At 72.2% G+C, this 21,755-nt stretch carries 22 protein-coding genes; 11 read left to right on the top strand and 11 right to left on the bottom strand.

Annotation, left to right across the window (positions count from 1 at the left end):
- Nucleotides 1–24 precede the first annotated feature (24 nt).
- The 5 genes from ACFXGN_RS21185 to ACFXGN_RS21165 form a co-directional block, all read right to left on the bottom strand.
- Nucleotides 25–846 (bottom strand): MerR family transcriptional regulator, encoded by an 822-nt coding sequence (locus ACFXGN_RS21185; RefSeq protein WP_384861305.1) that lies wholly within the window; start codon nt 844–846, stop codon nt 25–27.
- Nucleotides 847–883: 37 nt separating this feature from the next.
- The gene (leuE, locus tag ACFXGN_RS21180) at nt 884–1,540 is read right to left on the bottom strand and encodes a leucine efflux protein LeuE (protein ID WP_384861302.1); all 657 of its coding nucleotides are present in this window, start codon (nt 1,538–1,540) and stop codon (nt 884–886) included.
- Between the two features lie 79 nt (nt 1,541–1,619).
- Nucleotides 1,620–3,200, bottom strand: coding sequence for a methylmalonyl-CoA mutase (locus ACFXGN_RS21175; RefSeq protein WP_384861300.1), 1,581 nt, complete (start codon nt 3,198–3,200; stop codon nt 1,620–1,622).
- 366 nt (nt 3,201–3,566) lie between these two features.
- Entirely contained in the window at nt 3,567–5,015 is a 1,449-nt protein-coding gene (locus ACFXGN_RS21170) for a hypothetical protein (RefSeq protein WP_384861297.1), read from the bottom strand.
- Entirely contained in the window at nt 5,015–5,704 is a 690-nt protein-coding gene (locus ACFXGN_RS21165) for an RNA polymerase sigma factor (RefSeq protein ID WP_384861295.1), read from the bottom strand. The genes ACFXGN_RS21170 and ACFXGN_RS21165 overlap by 1 nt, the downstream gene beginning before the upstream one ends.
- A gap of 480 nt (nt 5,705–6,184) precedes the next feature.
- On the opposite strand from ACFXGN_RS21165, the gene ACFXGN_RS21160 reads away from it, so the two are divergent.
- The gene (locus tag ACFXGN_RS21160; protein ID WP_384861293.1) at nt 6,185–6,925 is read left to right on the top strand and encodes a Clp protease N-terminal domain-containing protein; all 741 of its coding nucleotides are present in this window, start codon (nt 6,185–6,187) and stop codon (nt 6,923–6,925) included.
- 162 nt (nt 6,926–7,087) lie between these two features.
- Here ACFXGN_RS21160 and ACFXGN_RS21155 read toward each other — a convergent pair whose 3' ends face one another.
- The 3 genes from ACFXGN_RS21155 to ACFXGN_RS21145 form a co-directional block, all read right to left on the bottom strand.
- Nucleotides 7,088–7,672 (bottom strand): hypothetical protein, encoded by a 585-nt coding sequence (locus ACFXGN_RS21155; RefSeq protein WP_384861434.1) that lies wholly within the window; start codon nt 7,670–7,672, stop codon nt 7,088–7,090.
- A gap of 75 nt (nt 7,673–7,747) precedes the next feature.
- On the bottom strand, nt 7,748–8,392 hold the full coding sequence (locus tag ACFXGN_RS21150) for a DUF4328 domain-containing protein (RefSeq protein WP_384861290.1): 645 nt from the start codon (nt 8,390–8,392) through the stop codon (nt 7,748–7,750).
- 108 nt (nt 8,393–8,500) lie between these two features.
- Nucleotides 8,501–10,117: a glycoside hydrolase family 20 protein gene (locus tag ACFXGN_RS21145; protein WP_384861288.1), complete on the bottom strand. Its 1,617-nt coding sequence runs from the start codon at nt 10,115–10,117 to the stop codon at nt 8,501–8,503.
- Between the two features lie 140 nt (nt 10,118–10,257).
- Between ACFXGN_RS21145 and ACFXGN_RS21140 the strand changes: the two genes are divergently transcribed.
- From ACFXGN_RS21140 to ACFXGN_RS21115, 6 genes are all read left to right on the top strand, one after another.
- A complete protein-coding gene (locus tag ACFXGN_RS21140) occupies nt 10,258–10,881 on the top strand; it encodes a 2-oxo-4-hydroxy-4-carboxy-5-ureidoimidazoline decarboxylase (RefSeq protein WP_384861285.1) in 624 nt (207 codons plus the stop codon).
- A gap of 191 nt (nt 10,882–11,072) precedes the next feature.
- Nucleotides 11,073–11,453, top strand: coding sequence for a succinate dehydrogenase, cytochrome b556 subunit (gene sdhC / locus ACFXGN_RS21135; RefSeq protein ID WP_351787875.1), 381 nt, complete (start codon nt 11,073–11,075; stop codon nt 11,451–11,453).
- A gap of 8 nt (nt 11,454–11,461) precedes the next feature.
- The gene (locus ACFXGN_RS21130; protein WP_384861282.1) at nt 11,462–11,941 is read left to right on the top strand and encodes a succinate dehydrogenase hydrophobic membrane anchor subunit; all 480 of its coding nucleotides are present in this window, start codon (nt 11,462–11,464) and stop codon (nt 11,939–11,941) included.
- Between the two features lie 24 nt (nt 11,942–11,965).
- Nucleotides 11,966–13,720 (top strand): succinate dehydrogenase flavoprotein subunit, encoded by a 1,755-nt coding sequence (gene sdhA, locus ACFXGN_RS21125; protein ID WP_384861280.1) that lies wholly within the window; start codon nt 11,966–11,968, stop codon nt 13,718–13,720.
- Entirely contained in the window at nt 13,720–14,478 is a 759-nt protein-coding gene (locus ACFXGN_RS21120; protein WP_384861277.1) for a succinate dehydrogenase iron-sulfur subunit, read from the top strand. Before sdhA ends, ACFXGN_RS21120 begins: the two co-directional genes overlap by 1 nt.
- A gap of 125 nt (nt 14,479–14,603) precedes the next feature.
- A complete protein-coding gene (locus tag ACFXGN_RS21115; protein WP_384861275.1) occupies nt 14,604–15,101 on the top strand; it encodes a hypothetical protein in 498 nt (165 codons plus the stop codon).
- Between the two features lie 90 nt (nt 15,102–15,191).
- Here ACFXGN_RS21115 and ACFXGN_RS21110 read toward each other — a convergent pair whose 3' ends face one another.
- On the bottom strand, nt 15,192–15,725 hold the full coding sequence (locus ACFXGN_RS21110; protein WP_384861272.1) for a MarR family winged helix-turn-helix transcriptional regulator: 534 nt from the start codon (nt 15,723–15,725) through the stop codon (nt 15,192–15,194).
- Between the two features lie 294 nt (nt 15,726–16,019).
- Nucleotides 16,020–16,790, bottom strand: a complete 771-nt coding sequence (locus ACFXGN_RS21105; protein WP_384861270.1) for an alpha/beta fold hydrolase — start codon at nt 16,788–16,790, stop codon at nt 16,020–16,022.
- A 126-nt stretch (nt 16,791–16,916) separates the two neighbouring features.
- On the opposite strand from ACFXGN_RS21105, the gene ACFXGN_RS21100 reads away from it, so the two are divergent.
- The 4 genes from ACFXGN_RS21100 to ACFXGN_RS21085 all read left to right on the top strand — a co-directional run bounded on the left by ACFXGN_RS21100 (nt 16,917) and on the right by ACFXGN_RS21085 (nt 20,023).
- Entirely contained in the window at nt 16,917–17,351 is a 435-nt protein-coding gene (locus ACFXGN_RS21100; protein WP_384861267.1) for a hypothetical protein, read from the top strand.
- Between the two features lie 5 nt (nt 17,352–17,356).
- Nucleotides 17,357–17,788: a thiol-disulfide oxidoreductase DCC family protein gene (locus ACFXGN_RS21095; RefSeq protein ID WP_384861264.1), complete on the top strand. Its 432-nt coding sequence runs from the start codon at nt 17,357–17,359 to the stop codon at nt 17,786–17,788.
- A gap of 10 nt (nt 17,789–17,798) precedes the next feature.
- A complete protein-coding gene (locus tag ACFXGN_RS21090; protein WP_384861262.1) occupies nt 17,799–18,545 on the top strand; it encodes a TetR family transcriptional regulator in 747 nt (248 codons plus the stop codon).
- A gap of 332 nt (nt 18,546–18,877) precedes the next feature.
- The gene (locus tag ACFXGN_RS21085; protein WP_384861259.1) at nt 18,878–20,023 is read left to right on the top strand and encodes a hypothetical protein; all 1,146 of its coding nucleotides are present in this window, start codon (nt 18,878–18,880) and stop codon (nt 20,021–20,023) included.
- A gap of 157 nt (nt 20,024–20,180) precedes the next feature.
- Here ACFXGN_RS21085 and ACFXGN_RS21080 read toward each other — a convergent pair whose 3' ends face one another.
- Nucleotides 20,181–21,734 carry an ABC transporter substrate-binding protein gene (locus ACFXGN_RS21080; RefSeq protein ID WP_384861257.1) on the bottom strand — a complete coding sequence of 518 codons (1,554 nt, stop codon included), beginning with the start codon at nt 21,732–21,734 and terminating at the stop codon, nt 20,181–20,183.
- Between the last annotated feature and the right edge of the window lie 21 nt (nt 21,735–21,755).

The raw sequence follows: 21,755 nt of genomic DNA, 5'->3' as shown, positions 1-21,755 counted from the left end.
CTTCCAGGGGCTCGGGCCCGGCCGTCAGGCGCGGGCGATCGGTTCCTGGAGTTCCGTCACCCAGCGGGACCGGTCCTCGGGGCACTCCAGGTACAGCTCGCGGGCGTAGCCCAGGGACGTGTGGCCGTTGGTCCCGATCCAGCGGGCCAGGGTCTGCGCGGTCGGCAGGACGTCGTCCATCGGGCCCCGGTGGACGACGGTCGCCGCCGCCTCGACGCCCGGCAGGACGCGCACCTCGACGCCCGGCACGGACGTGCCCTCGGGCACCGTCACGGCCGCGCGCACCAGGACCGAGCCGTCGCCCTCGCCGGTGTCCTCGTAGACCGCGATGCCCGGCCCCGAGCCGGTGATCCCGGCCGCTTCGAGACGGCCGCACAGCTCCTCGTACAGGGGGCCGATCACCGGCCCGATGTCCTGCGGGCCGAAGCTCGCGGCGACGGCGCTCAGTTCGGCGACGCGCACGGCGGGGATCTTCTTGACGACGACGTCCTGGACGGACATGCGTCCCTCGCTCTCGATGGCCAGGAGCCTCGCGCCGACCTGGGCGAGCCGTGCCCGTGCCTCGGCGAGGGCCGCTTCCAGCTCGGCCCTGCGCAGACGCAACATGCCCCGCAGCTCGTCCGCGGCGATCCGCTCGTCGAGGATGGCCCCCACCTGTTCGAGGGTGAAGCCGAGGTCCTTGAGCGCGATGACGCGGTTGAGCAGGGCGAGCTGGTCCGCCGTGTAGAAGCGGTAGCCCGTGTGCGGGTCGACCCGGGCCGGGCGCAGCAGTCCGATGGCGTCGTAGTGGCGCAGCATCCGGACCGACACCCGCCCGTGCCGGGCGAAGTCTCCGATGGTGAACATGACGACCCCTACGGAACGCCCTCACACGGTGTGAGGGTCAAGCGGCGCTGCTGAGCGAGAGCTTCACGGCGAACCCGAGGAAGAGCGCGCCGGCCGCCGAGGTCGCCCCGGCGGAGAGCCGCCTGCGGCGCCGGAAGGCGGCGGCGAGCCGGGTGCCGCCGAATATCAGGGTCGTCAGATAGAGGAAGCTGCCGATCTGGAGCAGGGAGCCGAGGATCAGGAAGGACAGCGCCGGATAGGCGTACGACGGGTCGACGAACTGGACGAAGAAGGAGATCAGGAAGAGGATCGCCTTGGGGTTGAAGAGGCTGATGACGAGGGCCCGCCGGTAGGGGTGCTCCTCGCGGCCCGTCTCCCGCGCGTCCGCCCCGTCGGCGGCGTCCTCGCCCCGGGACCGCCACAGGGCGAGGGCGGAGCGCAGCATCCCGTACGCCATCCAGGCCAGATAGCCCGCGCCCGCGTACTTCACGACGGTGAAGAGGAGCGGGGTGGTCTGGAGCAGGGAGGCCGCGCCGAGGGCGGCGAGGGTCATGAGGACGGTGTCGCCGGTGAACACCCCGGCGGCGGCCTTGTACCCGGTCCGGGTGCCCTTGCGGGCGGCGACGGACAGCACGTACAGGGAGTTCGGGCCGGGCAGCAGAATGATGAGGACGAGCCCGGCGAGATAGGTCGGCAGATCGGTGACACCCAACATGGCGGGAGTGTCGCACACACGCACGACACTCCGCTGTGACCTGCGTCTTGATCATTTCCGGAAGGGGCCGGAGGCGGAGTCAGAAGACCTCGTGGGGGACGTACGTGCCCCAGACCTCCCGGAGCGCGCCGCAGACCTCGCCGACGGTGGCGCGGGCCCTGAGCGCGTCCTTCATCGGGTACAGGACGTTCTCCGTGCCCGCCGCCGCCCGCTTCAGCTCCCCGAGCGCCGTGTCCACCGCCTCCTGGTCCCGCCCGGCCCGCAGCGCCGCGAGCCGCTCGGCCTGCCGCGCCTCGATCGCCGGGTCGACCCGCAGCGGCTCGTAGGGCTCCTCCACGTCGACGGTGAAGCGGTTGACGCCGACGACGACCCGCTCGCCGCTGTCGGTCTCCCGCGCGATCCGGTACGCCGAACGCTCGATCTCGCCCTTCTGGAAGCCGCGTTCGATGGCGCTGACCGCGCCGCCCATGGCCTCGACCCGGTCCATCAGCGCCACGGCAGCCGTCTCGACGTCGTCGGTCATGCTCTCGACGACGTAGGAGCCCGCGAAGGGGTCGACCGTGGCGGTCACATCGGTCTCGTACGCGAGGACCTGCTGGGTGCGCAGGGCGAGACGGGCCGACTTGTCCGTCGGCAGCGCGATGGCCTCGTCGAAGGAGTTGGTGTGGAGGGACTGGGTGCCCCCGAGGACGGCGGCGAGCCCCTGCACCGCGACGCGCACCAGATTGACCTCGGGCTGCTGGGCGGTGAGCTGCACCCCGGCGGTCTGGGTGTGGAAGCGGAGCGTCAGCGACTTGGGGTCCCGGGCGCCGAACTCCTCCCGCATCACCCGCGCCCAGATCCTGCGGGCGGCGCGGAACTTGGCGACCTCCTCCAGGAGCGTCGTCCGGGCCACGAAGAAGAAGGAGAGCCGGGGCGCGAAGTCGTCCACGTCCATCCCGGCGGCCACCGCCGTCCGGACGTACTCGATGCCGTCGGCGAGGGTGAAGGCGATCTCCTGCGCGGGCGAGGCGCCCGCCTCCGCCATGTGGTAGCCGGAGATCGAGATGGTGTTCCAGCGGGGGATCTCGGCCCGGCAGTACCGGAAGATGTCGGCGGTCAGCCGCAGGGAGGGCTTCGGCGGGAAGATGTACGTGCCCCGGGCGATGTACTCCTTGAGCACGTCGTTCTGGATGGTGCCGGTCAGCTTCTCGGCCGGGACGCCCTGCTCCTCGCCGACGAGCTGGTAGAGCAGCAGCAGGAGGGCGCCGGGGGCGTTGATCGTCATCGACGTGGACACCTCGTCCAGCGGGATGCCGTCGAACAGCACCCGCATGTCCTCGATCGAGTCGACGGCGACGCCGACCTTGCCGACCTCGCCCGAGGCGATCGGGGCGTCCGAGTCGTGTCCCATCTGGGTCGGCAGGTCGAAGGCCACGGAGAGGCCCGTCGTGCCGTTGGCGATCAGCTGCTTGTACCGCGCGTTGGACTCCGCGGCGGTGCCGAACCCGGCGTACTGCCGCATCGTCCAGGGGCGGCCGGTGTACATCGACGGGTACACCCCCCGGGTGAAGGGGTACGCGCCGGGCTCGCCCAGCCTCTCCGCCGGGTCCCACCCGGCCAGCGCCTCCGGCCCGTACACCGGCTCGATGGGCAGTCCCGACTCCGACTCGCGCGCCATTGGTGTGCCTCCCGGCAGCTCGTCCCTCGCCCGACAGCTTGTTACCCAGCGGTACGGGCTCTCGCGTCGGACTGTAGCGGCGGGAGTTCCGGCGCGGGGGAACACCACGCGGTGACCTTCGACGAGGGCGGCGGCGGGGCTCCGGCGAGGGCTCCCGGGCGGTGCGCGCGGGGCTTCACGAAGGTCTTCGGGGGGAGGGCTGCGGCGGGCCGCTCGCCCCGGGAGGGGGAAGGGGCGCGGGTGGGACCGGGGGAACGTGACCCACCCGCGCCGTTGCGCGGAGCCGAAGGTACGGGGGGAACCCCGGCTCGCCGCGCGGCCGATGACCAGTCGGCATTACGTACTGCGTCGGCGGGTCCGAAAGTGTTACACCGGCGTCCGGAGAAGCGCGACGACCCCGGTGCCGGGGCCCGGCGCCCCGGGGCACGGGACCGTGCCGGACGGGGCCCCCGGGCGGGAGGGCACGGCCCACGGCCCGTACGGGAAGGGGGCGCGGGCACGCTGCCCGGCGGCGCTCCCGGCGGCACCGGCGGCCTCCGCGATGTCACCGGCGGCCTTCACCAGGTCAGCTGCGGCCTTCACCACGTCACCGGCGGCTCTCCCGGCGTCCCGCGCGATGCCCCGCGCGGGGGCCTGCGCGATGTCGTCCGGCTCGCCCCGCGCCAGGGTCTTCGCGTCGCCCGGCCCGGTGCCGTCCGTACGGCCCCTCACGCTGTCGTCTCCGGAGCGGGGGGCGGAGCCGTATCCGTATCCGTGTTCGTATCCGTGTCCGTGCCCGGTGTCGGTGCGGTCCTGGCCGCCGCCGTTCCCTCGGTCGCCGTTCCCTCGGTCGCCCTTGCTCCGGACGGTCCCGTCGCTCTTCCCCGGGCCCTTGCCCTTGCCCTTCCCCTGGCCTTTGCCCTTGCCCGGGTTCCCGTCGTCCCGCCCGTCGTCGTTCCCGCCGTCGCCCTTTCCGGGGGCGCCGGTCCGGGGCCGGTCGCCCTCGTCCTCGTCGCCGTCCTCCCCGTGCTCGTCGGGGGCGGCACCGAGGACGCGGTCGCAGTAACGGCCGAGGGTCTCGCCGCCGTTCAGCGCGCCGAGGAGCCGTTTCCGGCCCGGGGCGTCGAGCTTCCCCGCGCGGTACGCCCGGCAGGCCCTGGCCGCCTTCTCGCGGGCGGCCTTCCCTTCCCGGACCTTCCCCGGGCCCGTACCGCCGGGGTCCTCGCCGCCGCCCGGTTCCGTGGCGCCGCCCCGGACCCGGCCGTCAGGGGTGCCGGTGCCGGGACCCGCCGAGGGGGACCCGCCGGGCGAGCGGTCGGCGCCGCCCGGTCGCGCCGAAGGCGTCCCGGGGTCCGCGCGCGGGGAGGGATGCTCGGAGAGGAGGGGGTCGACGCTCTCGCCCGCCGTGACCGAACTGGCGGGCGCCGGGCCCCGCAGCGGCAGCATCCCCGATCCGGCGGCGACGGCGACCCCGCCGACCGCGACGGCGGCGGCAGCGGCGGCGAGCCCGTACCGCACGGACCGGCCCCAGCGGCGCGCCGGGGCGACGGCGGGCGCGAGGCGCACCCGGCCGAGGTCGGCGGTGGCCCCGGGGTCCGCGCCCGGCGCTCGGGCCGCCGTGGCGGCGCGTCCGGCAGAGGCTTCCCGGAAGGCGGCCAACGCGGCTGCCTCGCCGGGGAGTTCGGCGTCCGCGGCCGGGGTGCGGACGGTGTCGAGAGCGTCGGCGAGGCGGGCGGCCCGGACCCGGGCGGGGCCGTCGGGGGCGCCGACCGGCGCACCGCCGAGCAGTCGCTCCGCGGCCTCCTGGTCGAGCCACTGATACCGCTCGTCGGCCATCACATGTCCTTCTGCGTACGCGGACGCGATCGCGTCACACCGCCGGGGGACACGGCCCCCGGCACACGGCCGCGTTGCGGAGGGACACCGTCCAGCGGGACGACGGGCCCGGCGGCGGCGCCGGGGCCGGTCGTCTCCGGGTCGGCACCGAGGAGTTCGGCGAGCCTCTTGAGGCCCCGGTGGGCGGCGGTGCGCACGGCGCCGGGGCGTTTGCCCAGGGTGTCGGCGGCGGTCTTGGCGTCGAGGCCGACCACGACGCGCAGCACGACGGCCTCGGCCTGGTCCTGCGGAAGCTGGGCGATCAGGTGCATGGTGTGGCCGGTGGCCAGCGCCTCCAGGGCTTCGCCCGCGGTGTCGGACGCGGCGGGCTTCTCGGTGAGTTCGGCCTCGTCGGCGCCTGTGGCGGGGCGCCTGCCGCGCATCCGTATGTGGTCGAGGGCCCGGTTGCGGGCGATGCGGGCCGCCCAGCCCCGGAAGCGGTCGGCGTCGCCGTCGAAGCGGTCGAGGTCGCGGGCGATCTGGAGCCAGGACTCCGAGGCGACGTCCTCGGCGTCGGCGTCACCGACGAGCGTACGTATGTAGCCGAGCAACCGTGGATGCACGGCGCGGTACACGGTACGGAAGGCGTTCTCGTCCCCGTCCCGCGCAGCGAGCACCGCGGCCGTCAGCTCCGCGTCGTCCCCCAGCACTCCCCAAACCCTGTTCCGTCGGTCGCGTCGTGGCGGCCGGTCACCGCCGCCACTGCGCCTCGCGCACCTGCACGCTACGTCGTGGCGCGGCGCCGCGTCCACGCACTCCGGGCTCTTTGTTCAACTTGCAACCTTTGCCCCGGGAAGTGCGGTGTGACAGAAACCGCGACCCCGGCGCTGAAAGGAATACGGAGCCGCACCGCGACTCCGTGGCTGACGACCGGGGCCTCTCCTGTGGGGGGTGGCGGCCCCGGTCGTCTCCTTTTGCCCGGGCCCGGATTCCCCCGCCACCGGCCCGCCCTCGACCTCGTCGACCTGGTGAAACACGAGGGCCGGGAGGCCGCCGCCCAGCCGCTCCCGAGGCGGCGCCCGAAGAAGCGGCCAGGTCCACGCCCTTCCACAGCCGGGCTCAGCACGCACGCCTTTTCGATGTCAACCGAAGGTTGACACTCTCCTGGGTGTCAACCTAGGGTTGCGCTCATGACGAATCCAGTCGGCCCGAACGTCCCCGTCCGTCTCGACGAACTCATCGACGCCATCAAGAAGGTCCATCCCGACGCGCTGGACCAGCTCTCCGGTGCCGTCATCGCGGCGGACCACCTCGGCGATGTCGCCGACCACCTCATCGGCCACTTCGTGGACCAGGCCAGGCGCTCCGGTGCCTCCTGGACCGACATCGGCCGCAGCATGGGGGTCACCCGGCAGGCCGCCCAGAAGCGGTTCGTGCCCAAGGAACCCGACGCCGAGAAGCTGGACCCCAACGCGGGCTTCGGCCGCTTCACGCCCCGGGCCCGGAACGTGGTGATGGCCTCCCAGAACGAGGCCACCGCCGCCGGGAACGACGAGATCCTCCCCGCCCATCTGGCCCTCGGACTGCTGGCCGAGCCCGAGGGGCTCGCGGCGCTCTGGATCGGCTCCCGGGGCGTGACCCCGGAGCAGATCCGTACGGCCGTCACGGCGACCCTGCCCCCGGCCGTCGCCGACGCGCCCGCGCTCGTCCCGTACGACGCGGCGGCGAAGAAGGTCCTCGAACTGACCTTCCGCGAAGCCCTGCGCCTCGGCCACCACTACGTCGGCACCGAGCACATCCTGCTCGCGCTCCTGGAACACGAGGACGGCGCGGGCGTCCTGACCGGGCTCGGCCTCGACAAGGAGACGGCGGAACGGGAGATCTCCGCGACGATCGCCTCCGCGACGGCCGACGCACCGGACGAGTCCTAGACAAGTCCTAGACGGAGTCCCGGACCAAGTCCTGGACAAGTCCCAGCGGACGGCGGGGCCTCACTCCTTACGCGGGCCTCCGCCCGTGCGGGGCGCCACGCCGTCCGCCGCCTCAGCCCGTACGGGGCCCACGCCGTCCGCCTCCTCAGACCGTGCGGGGGCTCACGCCGTGCGGGCCCGGCGGGAGACCACCGCGCGCAGCACCCGGCCGCCCTCGACCGAGAGTTCCCTGGCCCGGCGCAGTCCGGTCGGGCCGTGGGCGCTGGCTTCGAGGACGGCCTGCTGACGGCGGAGTTCGCCCGCGAGCAGCGGGCCCGCACCGGCCGCGTCCCCGGCCCGGCAGCGCTCGACGAGCCCGTCGGGCGCGGCGCCCGCGTCGTACCGCCCGTGCAGGGTCAGGGCCGTGGCGGAACATCCGTCGGCCCAGGCGCGCAGCGCGTCGGCCGTCCAGCTCTCGGGGGCGGCGGCGAGCATCCCGCGCACGGCCTCGGCGTCCGCCGTACCGGAAGCCGGACCTGTGCCGGACCCGGCGGCGGGGGCAAGCGCCGTCCTGGCGCCGGCGACGGCCTCGGCCCAGGCCCGGCCGTCGCCCCGGGCGACGGCCGCCCACACCGGGCGCAGGGCGTCGCCCCCGTCGGCGAACAGGGGCAGACAGCGGTCGAGGCAGGCGAGACCGGCCGCGGCGAGGGCCCGCTCGTCAGCCCGGTCGATCAGTTCCCGCAGGCTCCGGCCTGCCACGGACACCACCGACGTCATGGACGCCTCCTCGCCAACCGTTACGGACGCAGAACTTCCGCACCCGCGCCGGGCGGCGCTTTTGCGTCAGTCTGCGGCCGGAATCATGCCAGTGGCCTTGGCGTGCTGCATAGAGGTCAGACGGCGCACGAAGAAGATCGCGAGGACGGCGGCGACGATGCTCAGGGCGTCGGAGAGGTAGAGCCAGTACACGGCGGACGCGTGCTCCTCCAGCCCGTCCGCCCTCTCGTAGGTCCTGCTCGCCACCCGGCCGACGACCGCGTCGATCACGAAGGCCGCCCACCAGCCGTTGAGCAGCAGCAGTTCGCGCGGGCGGTCGGCGCCGGTGGGCTCGGCGCGGCTCGCCCGCCAGATGTCCTCGGCGATCCCGCGCGGGATCCACAGGTTGGCGAAGGGGATGAACCAGGCGCCGATCGCCCAGCCGGGGGTCCGGCGCTGGATGTCCCCCGCCCACACGCCCGCGTTCTGGCGCAGCCGGTGGAACCAGATGACGAAGAGGGTCGCGGTCGCGACGAGCGCCAGGATCTGCAACAGCGCCGCGACGCCGACGAGTCCCGTCGCGAACACCAGCGGCGACAGGTCGTCCGCCGAACGGCCGGTGACCGCCGACTGCAGTTCGGAGGTGGTGAACAGGCTGAAGAGGTCGATGACGACCGTGGCGCCGAGCAGCGCCGTCACGGCGTGCGCGAGACCGGTGGGATTGCGGAGCACGAGAGCGGTTTCCCCCTGGGACGAAGCGGCGCCCTCCCCCGGGTGCCGGGGCGGCCGACCGGCCGCCGCCGGAGGAAACTACCACCGTGTAGATGAAGAAGCCGCAGGTCAGCCGCGCACCTTCGCCGCAAGTGACCGGAACTGGTCCCAGGTCATGTCCGGCCGCGCCGGGTCCCAGACCTTCTGCGCGAGCGCCGTCAGGGGCAGCCGGATGCCGTCCGCGACCTGCGCCGGGGTCTGGGCGCCGGACAGGTCGCACCAGACGGCGAAGCGGGCGCCGAGGATCTGGGGGTCGTAGGAGACGGGGACGGGCGAGGTGCCGCGGAGCACGAGCGGGGTCCACTGCTCGTAGATGCGGCGGCCGGTGGGATAGGTGAAGTCGTTGGGCTGGCCCAGGACGTAGTAGAGGTACTCGTCGTTGAGGTTGACGACCTTCCGGCCCGCGCTCAGATAGGCGGCGGGGTTCCGGGCCCCGTACTCCTTGCCCGTCCAGTACTCGGCCTCGATGTCCGGGGCGGCGGTGGTGACCCCGCCCGCGAAGAAGCCGTCGTTCCACGCCTTGAGGGTCTTGCCGGTGGGGCGGACCACGGCGGCCCGGTCGTTGAGCCAGCCGGTGGCCAGGTCCTGCACGCGGGCGTCCGGCCCGTACCGGGCGCGGGCCGCGCGGGCCAGCTGCGGATAGCTGGCCTCGGGGTCCTTCGCCATCAGGGCGACGTACTCGTCGGCGCCGAGGTGCCAGTACGCCCCGGGGAACAGCCGGGTGTACTCGCGCAGCAGGTCGTCGACGATCCGCGCCGCTTCCGGGTCCGAGATGTCCACGGCCCCGCGCGGGGCGCGGCCGGTCGCGGAGCGGAGCTGGAGTCCGGGGTGGGCGTCGATGACGGCGCCGAGGTGTCCCGGGGAGTCGATCTCGGGGACGACGGTGACGTGCCGCTCGGCGGCGAGGGCCAGGATGCGGCGGACCTCGGCCTTGGTGAGGTGCTGGGCGGAGACGATCTCGGGGTGGCTGTCCGACTCGATGCGGAAGCCCTGGTCGTCGGAGAAGTGCAGCCCGAGCTGGTTGAGCTTGAGGTCGCCCATCTCCCGGATGCGGTCCTCGATCCAGCCGGCCGTGAAGTGCTTGCGGGCGGTGTCGAGGTTGAGTCCGCGCTGTGGTTTGGCGGGCCGGTCGGTGACGGTGCCCTCGGGCACGGCGCCGGTGGCGCGGACGGACTGCTTGAGGGTGCGGGTGCCGTAGAAGACGCCCGCCTCGTCGGGCCCGCTGATCCGGACCCGTCCGTCGCGGACGGTGAGGGTGTACGACTCGGGGGCGCCGCCCGCTCCGAGGGCCAGCTCCACGTCCCCGGGGCCGGGGGCGACGGCGCCCCGGTAGGGGATGCCGAGTTCCCCGGCGATCAGCTTCCCCTCGTCGGCGAGGCCCCCGGCGTTCGCGGCGAGGACGACCCCGGTGGTGGGGGCGGGCCGCCAGCCGGGTCCCCTGGCGGGCTCGTGCGCGCGGACGGCGGGCACGGTGCGGGGGGCGACGGAGAGCGGATGGGTCCGGGTGGGGGTCGGCGTCGGGCTGGTGGGCGCGGTGGCGCCGGGGCCGGAGGAGGCGGCGGCGACGGGGGTGGACGGGGTCCCGGACGGGGAGCCGTTCGAGCAGGCCGTCACGGTGACCAGCGTCACCGTGGCCGCCAGGAACGCGGGGCCCCGGTGGGGCCCTCGTATGGAGTACCGCATCATCGGAATCCTCCCGTACGGGGGGCGGTCGGGCCAATCGGGGGACGGACCGGAATCCGAACGTCCATCGCCTGTCCCGAAACTCTCCCTTCCGAGTGAAATTCGCGCATTCGTCGGACACTTCCCCCGTCCCGTCGATAACGTTGAGTCACGTCCACCCCACCCGTCCCGGATTACCGGAGCCCACGCTGACCAGCGACACCCATGCCCCCTGCCGGAACGCGGGCTCCACGGACACCCCTGACCGCCCCGCCCTGCCCGTCCAGCACGGCGGCCCCTCCCCGTACGGCCTGGCCCGTTTCAACTCCGCCCCGGCCGTCGAGGCGGTCGCCCTGCTCCTCTCCTGCTGCCACAGCCGCCGCTGGGCCGAACGGGTGAGCGCGCACCGCCCGTACCCCACCCGGGACGCCCTGCTCGCCGCCGCGGAGGAGGCCGGGTACGACCTGTCCCGGGCGGATCTGGACGAGGCCCTGGCCGCCGAGTCCCCGGTCCCGCCGCGCCCGGACGCCCCGCTCGCGGCCCGGACCGCGCTGCGGGCCGCCCACGCCGCGTACGAGAGCAGGTTCGGACACGCGTTCGTGATCAGTCTCGCCGGGGTGGGGCCAGGGGAGCGCCTCGACCAGGTCCTCGCGGGCATCCGGTCACGTCTCGGCAACGAACCGGAGGAGGAGCGGGTCGTCGCGGCCGACGAACTGCGCGGGCTCGCCCGCGCCCGGCTGGCCTTCCGTCTCGCCGGGGAGTCCGGCTACCGGCACTCCGTGCGCTGAATCCCCCGCAAAGCGGTGATTCGGGCCCTCCCGGTAGCCCGTCCGTGCCTGTTTGATCACACATACGGACCCCGCGCGAGCGAACCGACAAGTCGTCGCTACGATGACCGGGGCCGGTGGACCGTACCCGGCCGGGCCAGACCGACAGAGAAGCCGGCCGGCCCTGATCCCCGCTCCCGGAGGGTTTTTCCGTGCCGGCTGGAACGCTGTACCGCGGCCGGGAAGGAATGTGGTCCTGGGTGGCTCATCGAGTCACCGGCGTCCTCATCTTCTTCTTCCTGTTCGTACACGTGCTGGACACCGCTCTCGTCCGCGTCTCCCCCGAGGCGTACGACGAGGTCGTCGCGACCTACAAGACGCCGATCGTCGCTCTCCTCGAGTACGGTCTCGTCGCAGCCATCCTCTTCCACGCGCTGAACGGTCTCCGTGTCATCGCCGTGGACTTCTGGTCCAAGGGCCCGCGCTACCAGAAGCAGATGCTCTGGACCGTCGTGGGCATCTGGGTCGTGCTGATGGCGGGCTCCCTGTACCCCGTCCTCGGCCACGCCGTACGTGAACTGTTCGGGAGCTGACGCCAGACATGTCCGCTGACACCACCTCAGCCGCGATCGGGCCCGTCGAGGGCGGTCCCCACTACGACGTGGACAACCCCGCGCCGTACATCGAGGCCCCCCGCAAGCGCACCGGCAAGACCCCGCGCGCGACCCGTGGCAACTTCGAGATGGCCGCGTGGCTCTTCATGCGCCTCTCGGGCGTCGTCCTCGTCGTCCTGGTCCTCGGCCACCTGCTGATCCAGCTCTTCCTGGACGGCGGCGTCTCCAAGATCGGCTTCGCCTTCGTGGCGGGCCGCTGGGCGTCCCCGTTCTGGCAGGTCTGGGACCTGCTGATGCTCTGGCTCGCCATGCTGCACGGCGCCAACGGCCTCCGTACCGTCATCAACGACTACGCGGAGCGGGCCAACACGCGCCTGTGGCTCAAGGGCCTGCTGTACACCGCCACGGTGTTCACCATTCTTCTGGGCACGCTGGTGATCTTCACCTTCGACCCGAACATCCGCTAGGCACGGGGCTGAGGTAACCACGCCATGAAGATCCACAAGTACGACACCGTCATCGTCGGCGCCGGTGGCGCGGGTATGCGCGCCGCCATCGAGTCGACGAAGCGCAGCCGCACCGCCGTCCTGACGAAGCTCTACCCCACCCGCTCCCACACGGGCGCCGCGCAGGGCGGCATGGCCGCCGCGCTGGCGAACGTGGAGGAGGACAACTGGGAGTGGCACACCTTCGACACGGTCAAGGGCGGTGACTACCTGGTCGACCAGGACGCCGCCGAGATCCTGGCGAAGGAGGCCATCGACGCCGTCCTCGACCTGGAGAAGATGGGCCTGCCGTTCAACCGCACCCCGAACGGCACCATCGACCAGCGCCGCTTCGGCGGCCACTCCCGCAACCACGGCGAGGCCCCGGTCCGCCGGTCCTGCTACGCCGCGGACCGCACCGGCCACATGATCCTCCAGACGCTGTACCAGAACTGCGTCAAGGAGGGCGTGGAGTTCTTCAACGAGTTCTACGTCCTGGACCAGCTGATCACCGAGGTCGACGGGGTCAAGCACTCCGCGGGCGTCGTGGCCTACGAGCTGGCCACCGGCGAGCTGCACATCTTCCAGGCCAAGGCGGTCATCTACGCCTCCGGCGGCACCGGCAAGTTCTTCAAGGTGACCTCCAACGCCCACACCCTGACCGGTGACGGCCAGGCCGCCTGCTACCGCCGCGGGCTGCCCCTGGAGGACATGGAGTTCTTCCAGTTCCACCCGACGGGCATCTGGCGCATGGGCATCCTGCTGACGGAGGGCGCCCGCGGTGAGGGCGGCATCCTCCGCAACAAGGACGGCGAGCGCTTCATGGAGAAGTACGCGCCGGTCATGAAGGACCTCGCGTCCCGTGACGTCGTCTCCCGCTCCATCTACACGGAGATCCGCGAGGGCCGCGGCTGCGGTCCCGAGGGCGACCACGTCTACCTGGACCTGACGCACCTCCCGCCGGAGCAGCTCGACGCCAAGCTCCCGGACATCACCGAGTTCGCCCGTACGTACCTCGGCATCGAGCCGTACACGGACCCGATCCCGATCCAGCCCACCGCGCACTACGCCATGGGCGGCATCCCGACCAACGTCCAGGGCGAGGTCCTCTCGGACAACACCACGGTCGTCCCTGGCCTGTACGCGGCCGGCGAGGTCGCCTGCGTCTCCGTGCACGGCGCCAACCGCCTCGGCACGAACTCGCTGCTCGACATCAACGTCTTCGGCAAGCGCTCCGGCATCGCCGCCGCCGAGTACTCCACCCGGCACGACTTCGTCGAGCTGCCGGAGGACCCGGAGTCCCTCGTCGTCGCGCAGATCGCGAAGCTGCGCGACTCCACGGGCAGCGAGCGGGTCGCCGACCTGCGCCGCGAGCTCCAGGAGACGATGGACGCCAACGTGATGGTGTTCCGCACGGAGCAGACCATCAAGACGGCCGTCGACAAGATCGCCGAGCTGCGCGAGCGCTACGAGAACGTCTCGATCCAGGACAAGGGCAAGCGCTTCAACACGGACCTCCTGGAGGCCATCGAGCTGGGCAACCTGCTCGAACTGGCCGAGGTCATGGCGGTGTCCGCGCTGGCCCGCAAGGAGTCCCGCGGCGGTCACTACCGCGAGGACTACCCGAACCGCGACGACGTCAACTTCATGCGCCACACGATGGCGTACCGCGAGGTCGGCGAGGACGGCTCCGAGACCGTGCGTCTCGACTACAAGCCGGTCGTCCAGACCCGCTACCAGCCGATGGAGCGTAAGTACTGATGGCTACCCCCGTACTGGACAAGGTCGAGGCGGAGTCCGCCGCCTCCCCCTACATCACGGTCACCATGCGGATCCGCCGCTTCAACCCCGAGGTGTCGGACGCGTCGGTCTGGGAGGACTTCCAGATCGACATCGACCCCAAGGAGCGGGTCCTCGACGCCCTCCACAAGATCAAGTGGGACCTCGACGGCACGCTGACCTTCCGCCGCTCGTGCGCGCACGGCATCTGCGGCTCGGACGCGATGCGGATCAACGGCAAGAACAGGCTCGCCTGCAAGACGCTGATCAAGGACATCAACCCGGAGAAGCCCATCACGGTCGAGGCCATCAAGGGCCTCACCGTGATGAAGGACCTCATCGTCGACATGGAGCCCTTCTTCCAGGCGTACCGGGACGTCATGCCGTTCCTGGTCACCAAGGGCAACGAGCCGACGCGCGAGCGCCTGCAGTCCGCCGAGGACCGCGAGCGCTTCGACGACACCACCAAGTGCATCCTGTGCGCCGCGTGCACGTCCTCGTGCCCGGTGTTCTGGAACGACGGCCAGTACTTCGGCCCGGCGGCGATCGTGAACGCGCACCGCTTCATCTTCGACTCGCGCGACGAGGCCGGTGAGCAGCGCCTGGAGATCCTGAACGACAAGGACGGCGTGTGGCGCTGCCGCACCACGTTCAACTGCACGGACGCCTGCCCCCGTGGCATCGAGGTCACCAAGGCCATCCAGGAAGTGAAGCGCGCGCTGATCACGCGTCGCTTCTGACCGGGACTTCGGCCGGACGGCCCGCTTCTGTACGCTGCGGCGTACGGGAGCGGGCTTTTTCCGTACGGGTTCCCCTACGGGCCCGGAGGGGAACCCGTACGGGACTGCGCGGAGGACGGGGACTGATGAGCGAGCCGAACCCTTACAAGCCGGAGGACTACGAGTGGGGTCCGGGCCGGCAGGCGGGAACGCCGGGCCAGGGATACCCGCAGACGCCCGCGTACCAGCCGCCCGCGCACGGCGGGATGATGCCGGTGCCCCCGCCGTACCCGATGGGCGGGGCGCCGCTGCTGAGCCTGGGCGACATCACCGTCGTCGGCGACCAGATCATCACGCCCGCCGGGCCGATGCCCCTCAAGGGCGCGGTGTGGAACGCGATGGACATGTCGCGGACCGAGGAGAAGATGCCGACGGTCGCGATCGTCCTCGCCGTCGTCTTCTTCATCTTCTGCCTGCTCGGCCTGCTGTTCCTGCTGATGAAGGAGAAGTCCACGACCGGCTTCATCCAGGTCACGGTGACCAGCGGCGGGCGCCACCACTCGACGATGATCCCGGCGCGCGGCCCGGACACCTTCCCCTGGGTGATGGGGCAGCTCAACTACGCCCGGTCCCTGAGCGTCTGATCCCGTACGCGGGTCGGCGTCGGGGTCCGCGTCAGGGGCGGCATCGGGGTCCGCGTCAGGGGCGGGGCCGGGTCCGTGTCAGGGGCGTGGTCAGCGGGGGGCTTCCGGGGACTCCGCCCCGATCATGACGCGCCGGAGCAGGTCGTTGAGGACGGCGCGGTCGCCGGGGGCGAGGACCCCGAGCAGCCGGACCTCCTCCTGACCCAGGACACCGGTCGCGCCGCGCCAGGTCTCCCGCCCGGCCTCCGTCAGCTCGACGACGACCCGGCGCCGCTCGGTGGCGGCGCCGACCCGGCGGACGAGACCGCGCTCCTCCAGGGCGTCGAGGCGGGCGGCGACGGAGGCGGGGGCCAGATCGAGGTCCTCGGCCAGCTCGGAGGGGGCGGCGCTGCCGCCGTGCCCCGCGATCCGGTGCAGGGTGTCGAACTCGTACCGCTCCAGACCGAAGTCGACCAGGGCCTGTTCCCTGACCCGGCGCAGATGGACGGAGAGCTTCTTCATCCGGGTGACGGCCCCCTCGACGACGGGGTCCAGATCCGGCAGGACCCCGCGCCAGCGGTCCACGTACCCGTCGGTCCAGTCGCGCCGCCCGCCCGGGGGCTCGGTCGCTTCCGTCGACTCCATGCCCCGATCGTACGTCGTGCACCGTTGTGTCCGCTTTTCCTACGGTGGGGTGGCGCGGACCCCGGGGCCCTGTCGGCGGCGTCCTCCACGGTCGGGCCCATGGCGGGGATCACGGGCCCGGGAAGCCTGCCCGGGGAGTCGTGGGGCCCGTGGGGCCCGGCTGAGCGCCCCCGGGGAGCCCGTGGCGCCTGACGGGCCCTCCCGGGGCTTGAGGTCCCGGAGGTGATCCGTCAGCGGCCCTCCCCGGCCCTCCCTGCCACGCCCCGGCCCCCCACGTCACGCCCGGCCCCCGCGTCACACCCCGGTCGTCTCCTCCACGAAGGCGACGAGGAGGCGGGCGGTCTCGTCGGGGCGTTCCAGGGCGGGGAGGTGGCCCGCCCAGTCGAGGTCGAGACGGCGGGCGGCGGGGAGCAGTCCGGCGAGGTCGGCGGTGACGGCCCTGAAGTCGGGGAGGTCGTGGGCGCCGACGGCGAGCAGCACGGGGACCTCGATCGCGGCGAGTTCGGCGCGGGTGACCCCGGGGTCGGCGGGCCAGAACTCCTCGGGGGCGGCGAGCTGGACCTCGAAGGCGTGGCGCTGCGCCGCGCGGACGAGGGCGCGGGCCCCGGGTCCGGCGTCCGGGCCGAGCCAGGTGGTGACGTTGAGTTCGACGGCGGCGTCGAGGTCGCCCGCCTCCAGGAGCGCGTCCTCGTGGTCGCCCCAGGCCGCCAGGTCCTTCCCGGGTTCGAAGCCGGGCACTCCGGTGGCGAGGAGGGCGAGGGCGGAGACCCGGCCGGGGTGGCGGGCGGCGAACTCCAGGGCGACCTGGCCGCCGAAGGAGGCGCCGACGACGACGGCGCGGTCGGCGCCGAGGTGGTCGAGGAGCTCGCGGACGTCCTCGGCGTGGGTGTGCGGGGCGTCGACGGGGGTGTCACCGAAGCCCCGCAGATCGCAGCGGACGGCCCGGTGTCCGGCCGTGGCGAGCGCGGTGAACTGCGCGTCCCACATGCGGCGGTCGGTGACCCCGGCGTGCAGCAGGAGGACGGTGGTGGGGCCTTGTCCGGCCACGTCATGAGAGAGCGTCACCTGCCCGACCCTAGGGGGCGGCCGGGCAGGGGTCCACCCCGCTTTCCGATCCGACTTGAACATGTTCAAAGAGAGGTCTACCGTCAGGACCGCCAGCTTTTGAACGCGTTCAAAGGAGGGTGGGGCATGGACCTCACTGTCGTCGCGTACATCGTCTATCTGCTGATCGCCGTGGCCCTGACCATCTGGGTCGCCCGCACTCTCAGCCGTAACGGAAGGCTCTTCCTTGAGGACGTCCTGCACGGGAACGAGAAGCTCGCCGAAGCGGTCAACCACCTCCTCGTGGTGGGCTTCTACCTCGTGAACTTCGGCTTCGTCGCCCTCTACCTGAGCCAGGACGACACCGTCTCCGACGCCCGCGCGCTCTTCGAGGCGCTCTCCGTGAAGCTCGGGGTCGTCCTGCTCGTCCTCGGCGTCATGCACCTCGGGAACGTGTACGTGCTCAACAAGATCCGCCGCCGGGGCGTCATGGAGCGCGAGCAGGTGCCGCCGGTCGGCCCGCAGGGCTGGACCGCCACCCCGAAGACCGGGCCGTGGACGCCGCCCGCACCCCAGGGCTGAGCCCCGTGTCCACCCCCGTGGGGCGGCTGACCGTGCTGTACGACGCCGACTGCCCGCTCTGCGTCCACCTCAGGCACTGGCTGCTGGGACAGCGGCAGCTCGTCCCGCTCGATCTCGTCCCGGCGGGCTCCCGGGAGGCCCGGCGCCGCTTCCCCGACCTCGACCACACCGCCACCCTGCGGGAGATCACCGTGGTCGCGGACCGGGGCCAGGTCTACCGGGAGACCGCCGCCTGGATCGTCTGCCTCTGGGCGCTCGCCGACCACCGGCCCCGGGCCCACTGGCTCGCCACCCCCGCCGGACAACCCTTCGCCCGGCTGACCGTGCTCGCGGCGGCGAAGTGGCGGGAGGCCCTGAAGGGCCCCGGGGGCGGGCCCGCCGGGACCGACGGCCCCTGCGGCGACGGGCACTGCGGAGCGACCGGGCCACCCGGCTAGGCTCGGTCATGTGAAGGACGAGAAGGAAGACAAGAAGGCCCCCAAGAGCGAGCAGACCCGAACGCTCATCCTGGAGACCGCGCTCCGGCTGTTCAAGGAACGCGGGTACGACAAGACGACGATGCGGGCCATCGCCCAGGAGGCCGGGGTCTCCGTGGGGAACGCCTACTACTACTTCTCCTCCAAGGAACACCTGGTCCAGGGGTTCTACGACCTGATCGCCGAGGAGCACCAGGCGGCCGTCGAACCGCTCCTGTCGGGCGGTGAGAAGGACCTCACCGCCCGCATCCGGGGCGTCTACCTCGGCTGGCTCGACATCGCCGGGCCGTACCACGAGTTCGCTTCCCAGTTCTTCAAGAACGCCGCCGACCCGGACAGCCCGCTCAGCCCCTTCTCGCCGGAGTCCGAGGGGCCCCGCGAGGCGGCGATCGAAGTGCACCGGCGGGTCATCTCCGGCGCCTCCGTGAAGGTGGACCCGGAACTCGCCGAGGCCCTCCCCCGGTTGCTCTGGCTCCAGCAGATGGGCCTGGTGCTCTTCTGGGTGTACGACCGGTCCGAGAACGCCGCCAACAGCCGCCGTCTGGTGGAGCGGCTCGCTCCGGTCACCGCCCGCGCGATCTCGCTCTCCCGCTTCCGGGTGCTGCGCCCGCTGGTCAAGGAGACCCACGAGCTGCTCTCCGACTTCATGCCCACGGCGGCCGGAATGGCGGCCTCGGGCAAGCCCGCCGCGAAGCGGGACCGCCCGAAGGCCCCGTAGACGTCCCGGAGCCGTCCACGACGTCCCGGAGCCGTCCGAGGAGGCCGGGGCGGGCGGCTCCCCCGCACCCGGGGCGGGCCGGGCCGGAAGCCGGGCCCGGCAAGATCCGGGGCGATTCGTTGCCGATTATTCGCAGTGCCCCGGCGCTCCCCTTCGTGAAAGAGTTCGGGCAGGGGCGGCCTCGCCGCCCCGACCGGAGCTCACTTCGCCAGGGCTTCCGGCGACCCGCCCCCGGGACCGGGCCCCTCGGCCCGTCCGCGTCGGGGGCGCGGGCACGGCGCGTCCGTCCGGGCCGCCGGGAAGCCCCACCGGACAACACCGTCCGGCTCGTTGTGACCGACTGTCAGCACCGGCCGCGCACAGACCGTGGCCGTGTCCACGAGGAGTTCATCATCACCGCCATACGCAAGACCCTCACCGCCACCGCAGTCGTCGGCGCGGTCCTGGCGGGCACCGCCGCCTGCGGCACGGTGGAGCAGATGTCCGCCGGACAGAAGCTCGACCAGGCGTTCGAGAAGCTGGGCAAGGAGAAGTCCCTCTCCTTCGAGCTGGACCTGGACGCCGACGTCGCGACGCTCAAGCAGCTCGACGCGGCGTCGAAGCCGCAGCCCGGCGAGGAGATCCCCGACGAGGTCGCGAAGCTGCTGAGCGGCGCGAAGATCAGCGTCACCGTCGAGTCCAGGAAGCCGATCACCGAGTCCGGCCAGAAGGACCTGACCGGCGCCGCCATGAAGGTCAGCACCCCCTCCGGCGACCTCTTCGAGTACCGCGCCGTCGGCGACTTCACCTATCTCCGCTCCGACATCAAGGCCCTCTCCCAGGCCATGGCGGGTCCCGTGCCGTCCGCCGACGAACTGCCCCCGGAGGCGGCGGGCCTGAAGAAGGTCCTCGAAGGCCAGTGGGTGAAGTTCCGTACCGACGAACTGGAGAAGGCGGGGCGGGAGCTCGCCCAGGAGCCCGGCGCGGCGCCGTCGGCCGCACCGTCCGCCGCGCCGTCCCTGGACGCCGGCACGCAGAAGAAGCTCCTGGACTCGGTGCGCGAGGTCATCGCCCGTGAGGTCCAGTTCACCACCGCGGGGGGCGAGGACGGCGCCGAGCGCATCACCGCCACCGCCCCCGCCCGCACCCTGCTGAAGGAACTCCTCGCCGGGATCCGCCCGTTGGTCAAGGACCTGCCCGCAGGCGTGGAACTGCCCACCGAGAAGGACCTCAAGGACGTCCCCGACGCCAAGGCGTCGGCCGACTTCACCCTCAAGAACGGCGCCCTGACCGAGGTGTACGTCGACCTCGCCGCGCTCACGGAGAACGCGAAGGTCAAGAAGTTCGGGCTCAGCCTCAGGACGAGCACCGGCGTCACGCCCGTCGCCCCGACCGGAGCCACCACGCTCGACGTCGAAGAGCTGATCGGCGGCCTCTTCGGCGCCATGGTCCCCGGCGGCCCCTTCGAGGAGACCGGCACCACCGAGGGCACCGCCTGAGCGGCACCACGAGCGCCCCGGAGCGTCACGCGCCCCGGGGCGTCACGCACGGACGGGCGGCCCGGTCCACGAGGTGACCGGGCCGCCCGTCCGTGCGGCGGGGCCGTCCCGCGGATCCGCCCGTGCGGCGGGATCCGGAGGGGACGGCCCGGAACCGCTAGATCCAGCTGAGTTCCCAGAGGCGCCAGATGCCGGTGCCGTCGGTCAGGTACTGCGAACCGGCGACCGAGTCCGTGGAGAGGACGTAGTCCTTCTTCTGCCACAGCGGCACCAGCGGCACATCGCTCGCGACCTCGCTCTGGATCGCCTTGAAGTCGGCGGTCGCCCGCGCACGGTCGCTGTACTGCTGCGTCGAGGAGATCAGGCGGTCGATCCGCTTGCTGGAGAACCCGTTGTGCAGGGTGTTCTCGGTGCCGACGAGCGGCGCGGTGAAGCTGTCGGAGTCCGGGAAGTCGGGGAGCCAGCCGACGGTGTAGACGTCGTAGGCGCCGTTCGCGTACGCCTTCTGGAAGTCGGTCCACTTCGCCTCGACGGTCTTCACCTCGAAGAGACCGCTCTCCTCCAACTGCCGCTTGATCTCGGCGGTCTCGGCGGCGTAGGTGGCGTCCTTGCGGAAGCCGAAGGTGAACTTCACCGGGGTCTGGACCCCGGCGTTCTTCAGGATCTTCTTCGCCGTCGCGGCGCTCGGCTCCGGGTAGACGTCGTAGAACGCGGTGCTGTGCCCGACGAAGCCCTGCGGGATGAGCGAGTACAGCGGCTCCACCGTGCCCTTGTACGCGCCCGTGGTGATCGCCGGGCGGTCCAGGACGGCGGCGACGGCCCGCCGTACGGCCTTGTCGGCCATCGGGCGGCCGGGCGCGACGTTGAAGTTGATGTTGCGGATCTCCGCGCTCTCCGCCTCGGTGACGCGGGTGCCGTCCTGGGTGTCGAGCGAGGACAGGAAGTCCGGCGGGAGCTGCCGGTGCGTCACCTGGACCTCCTTCGCCTTCCAGGCGTCGGCGAGGCCCTCGGACTGGACGTAGTACTTCACCAGGACCGGGCCGCCGGTCTTGGTGATGGCGCCCTTGTACTTCGGGTTGGGCTCCAGGAGCGCGGACTCGCCCTCCTTGTACTCCTTGAGGACGTACGGGCCCGAGCCGTCGACCTCGGTGCCCGTGCGCAGCTTCGCCGCCGGGTACCGGTCCTTGTCGACGATCGAACCGGCGCCCGTCGCCACCTTCAGCGGGAACGTGGCGTCCCGGCCGCTCAGGTGGAAGGTGACGGTACGGCCCTCGGCCGTGACGGTCTTCAGCGTCGGGAAGAGCGGCTGCGGACCGACGTCCGTCTTGATCCGCAGCATCCGCTCGAAGGAGTACTTGACGTCCTCGGCGGTGATCTTGCGTCCGCTGGCGAACGAGAGGTCGTCGCGGAGCGTGCACTGGTACGTCGTGAGCTTGGTGCCCACGAACTTGCAGCTCTCCGCCGCGTCCGGGACCGGCGTGGTGAAACCCGGCTTGAACGTCATCAGAGACTGGAAAACGTTGCTGTACATGGCCCAGGAACCGGCGTCGTACGCGCCGGCCGGGTCCAGTGAAGTGACCTCGTCGGTCGTGCCGACGCTGATCGGTTCGGTGCTGCCGCCGTCGGAGGGCAGGAGTTGCCAGCCCCCCACTCCGGCGGCCACCAGTACTCCACAAGTGATGAGGATCCGCAGACGGACCGTCGACCGCATTGCCGTGCTTCCTTTATTCGT

This window comes from Streptomyces sp. NPDC059247 (assembly GCF_042754005.1).
GTDB lineage: Bacteria > Actinomycetota > Actinomycetes > Streptomycetales > Streptomycetaceae > Streptomyces.
The sequence above is the reverse complement of the archived record's forward strand: the minus strand, read 5'-3'. Positions and strand labels throughout refer to the sequence as shown.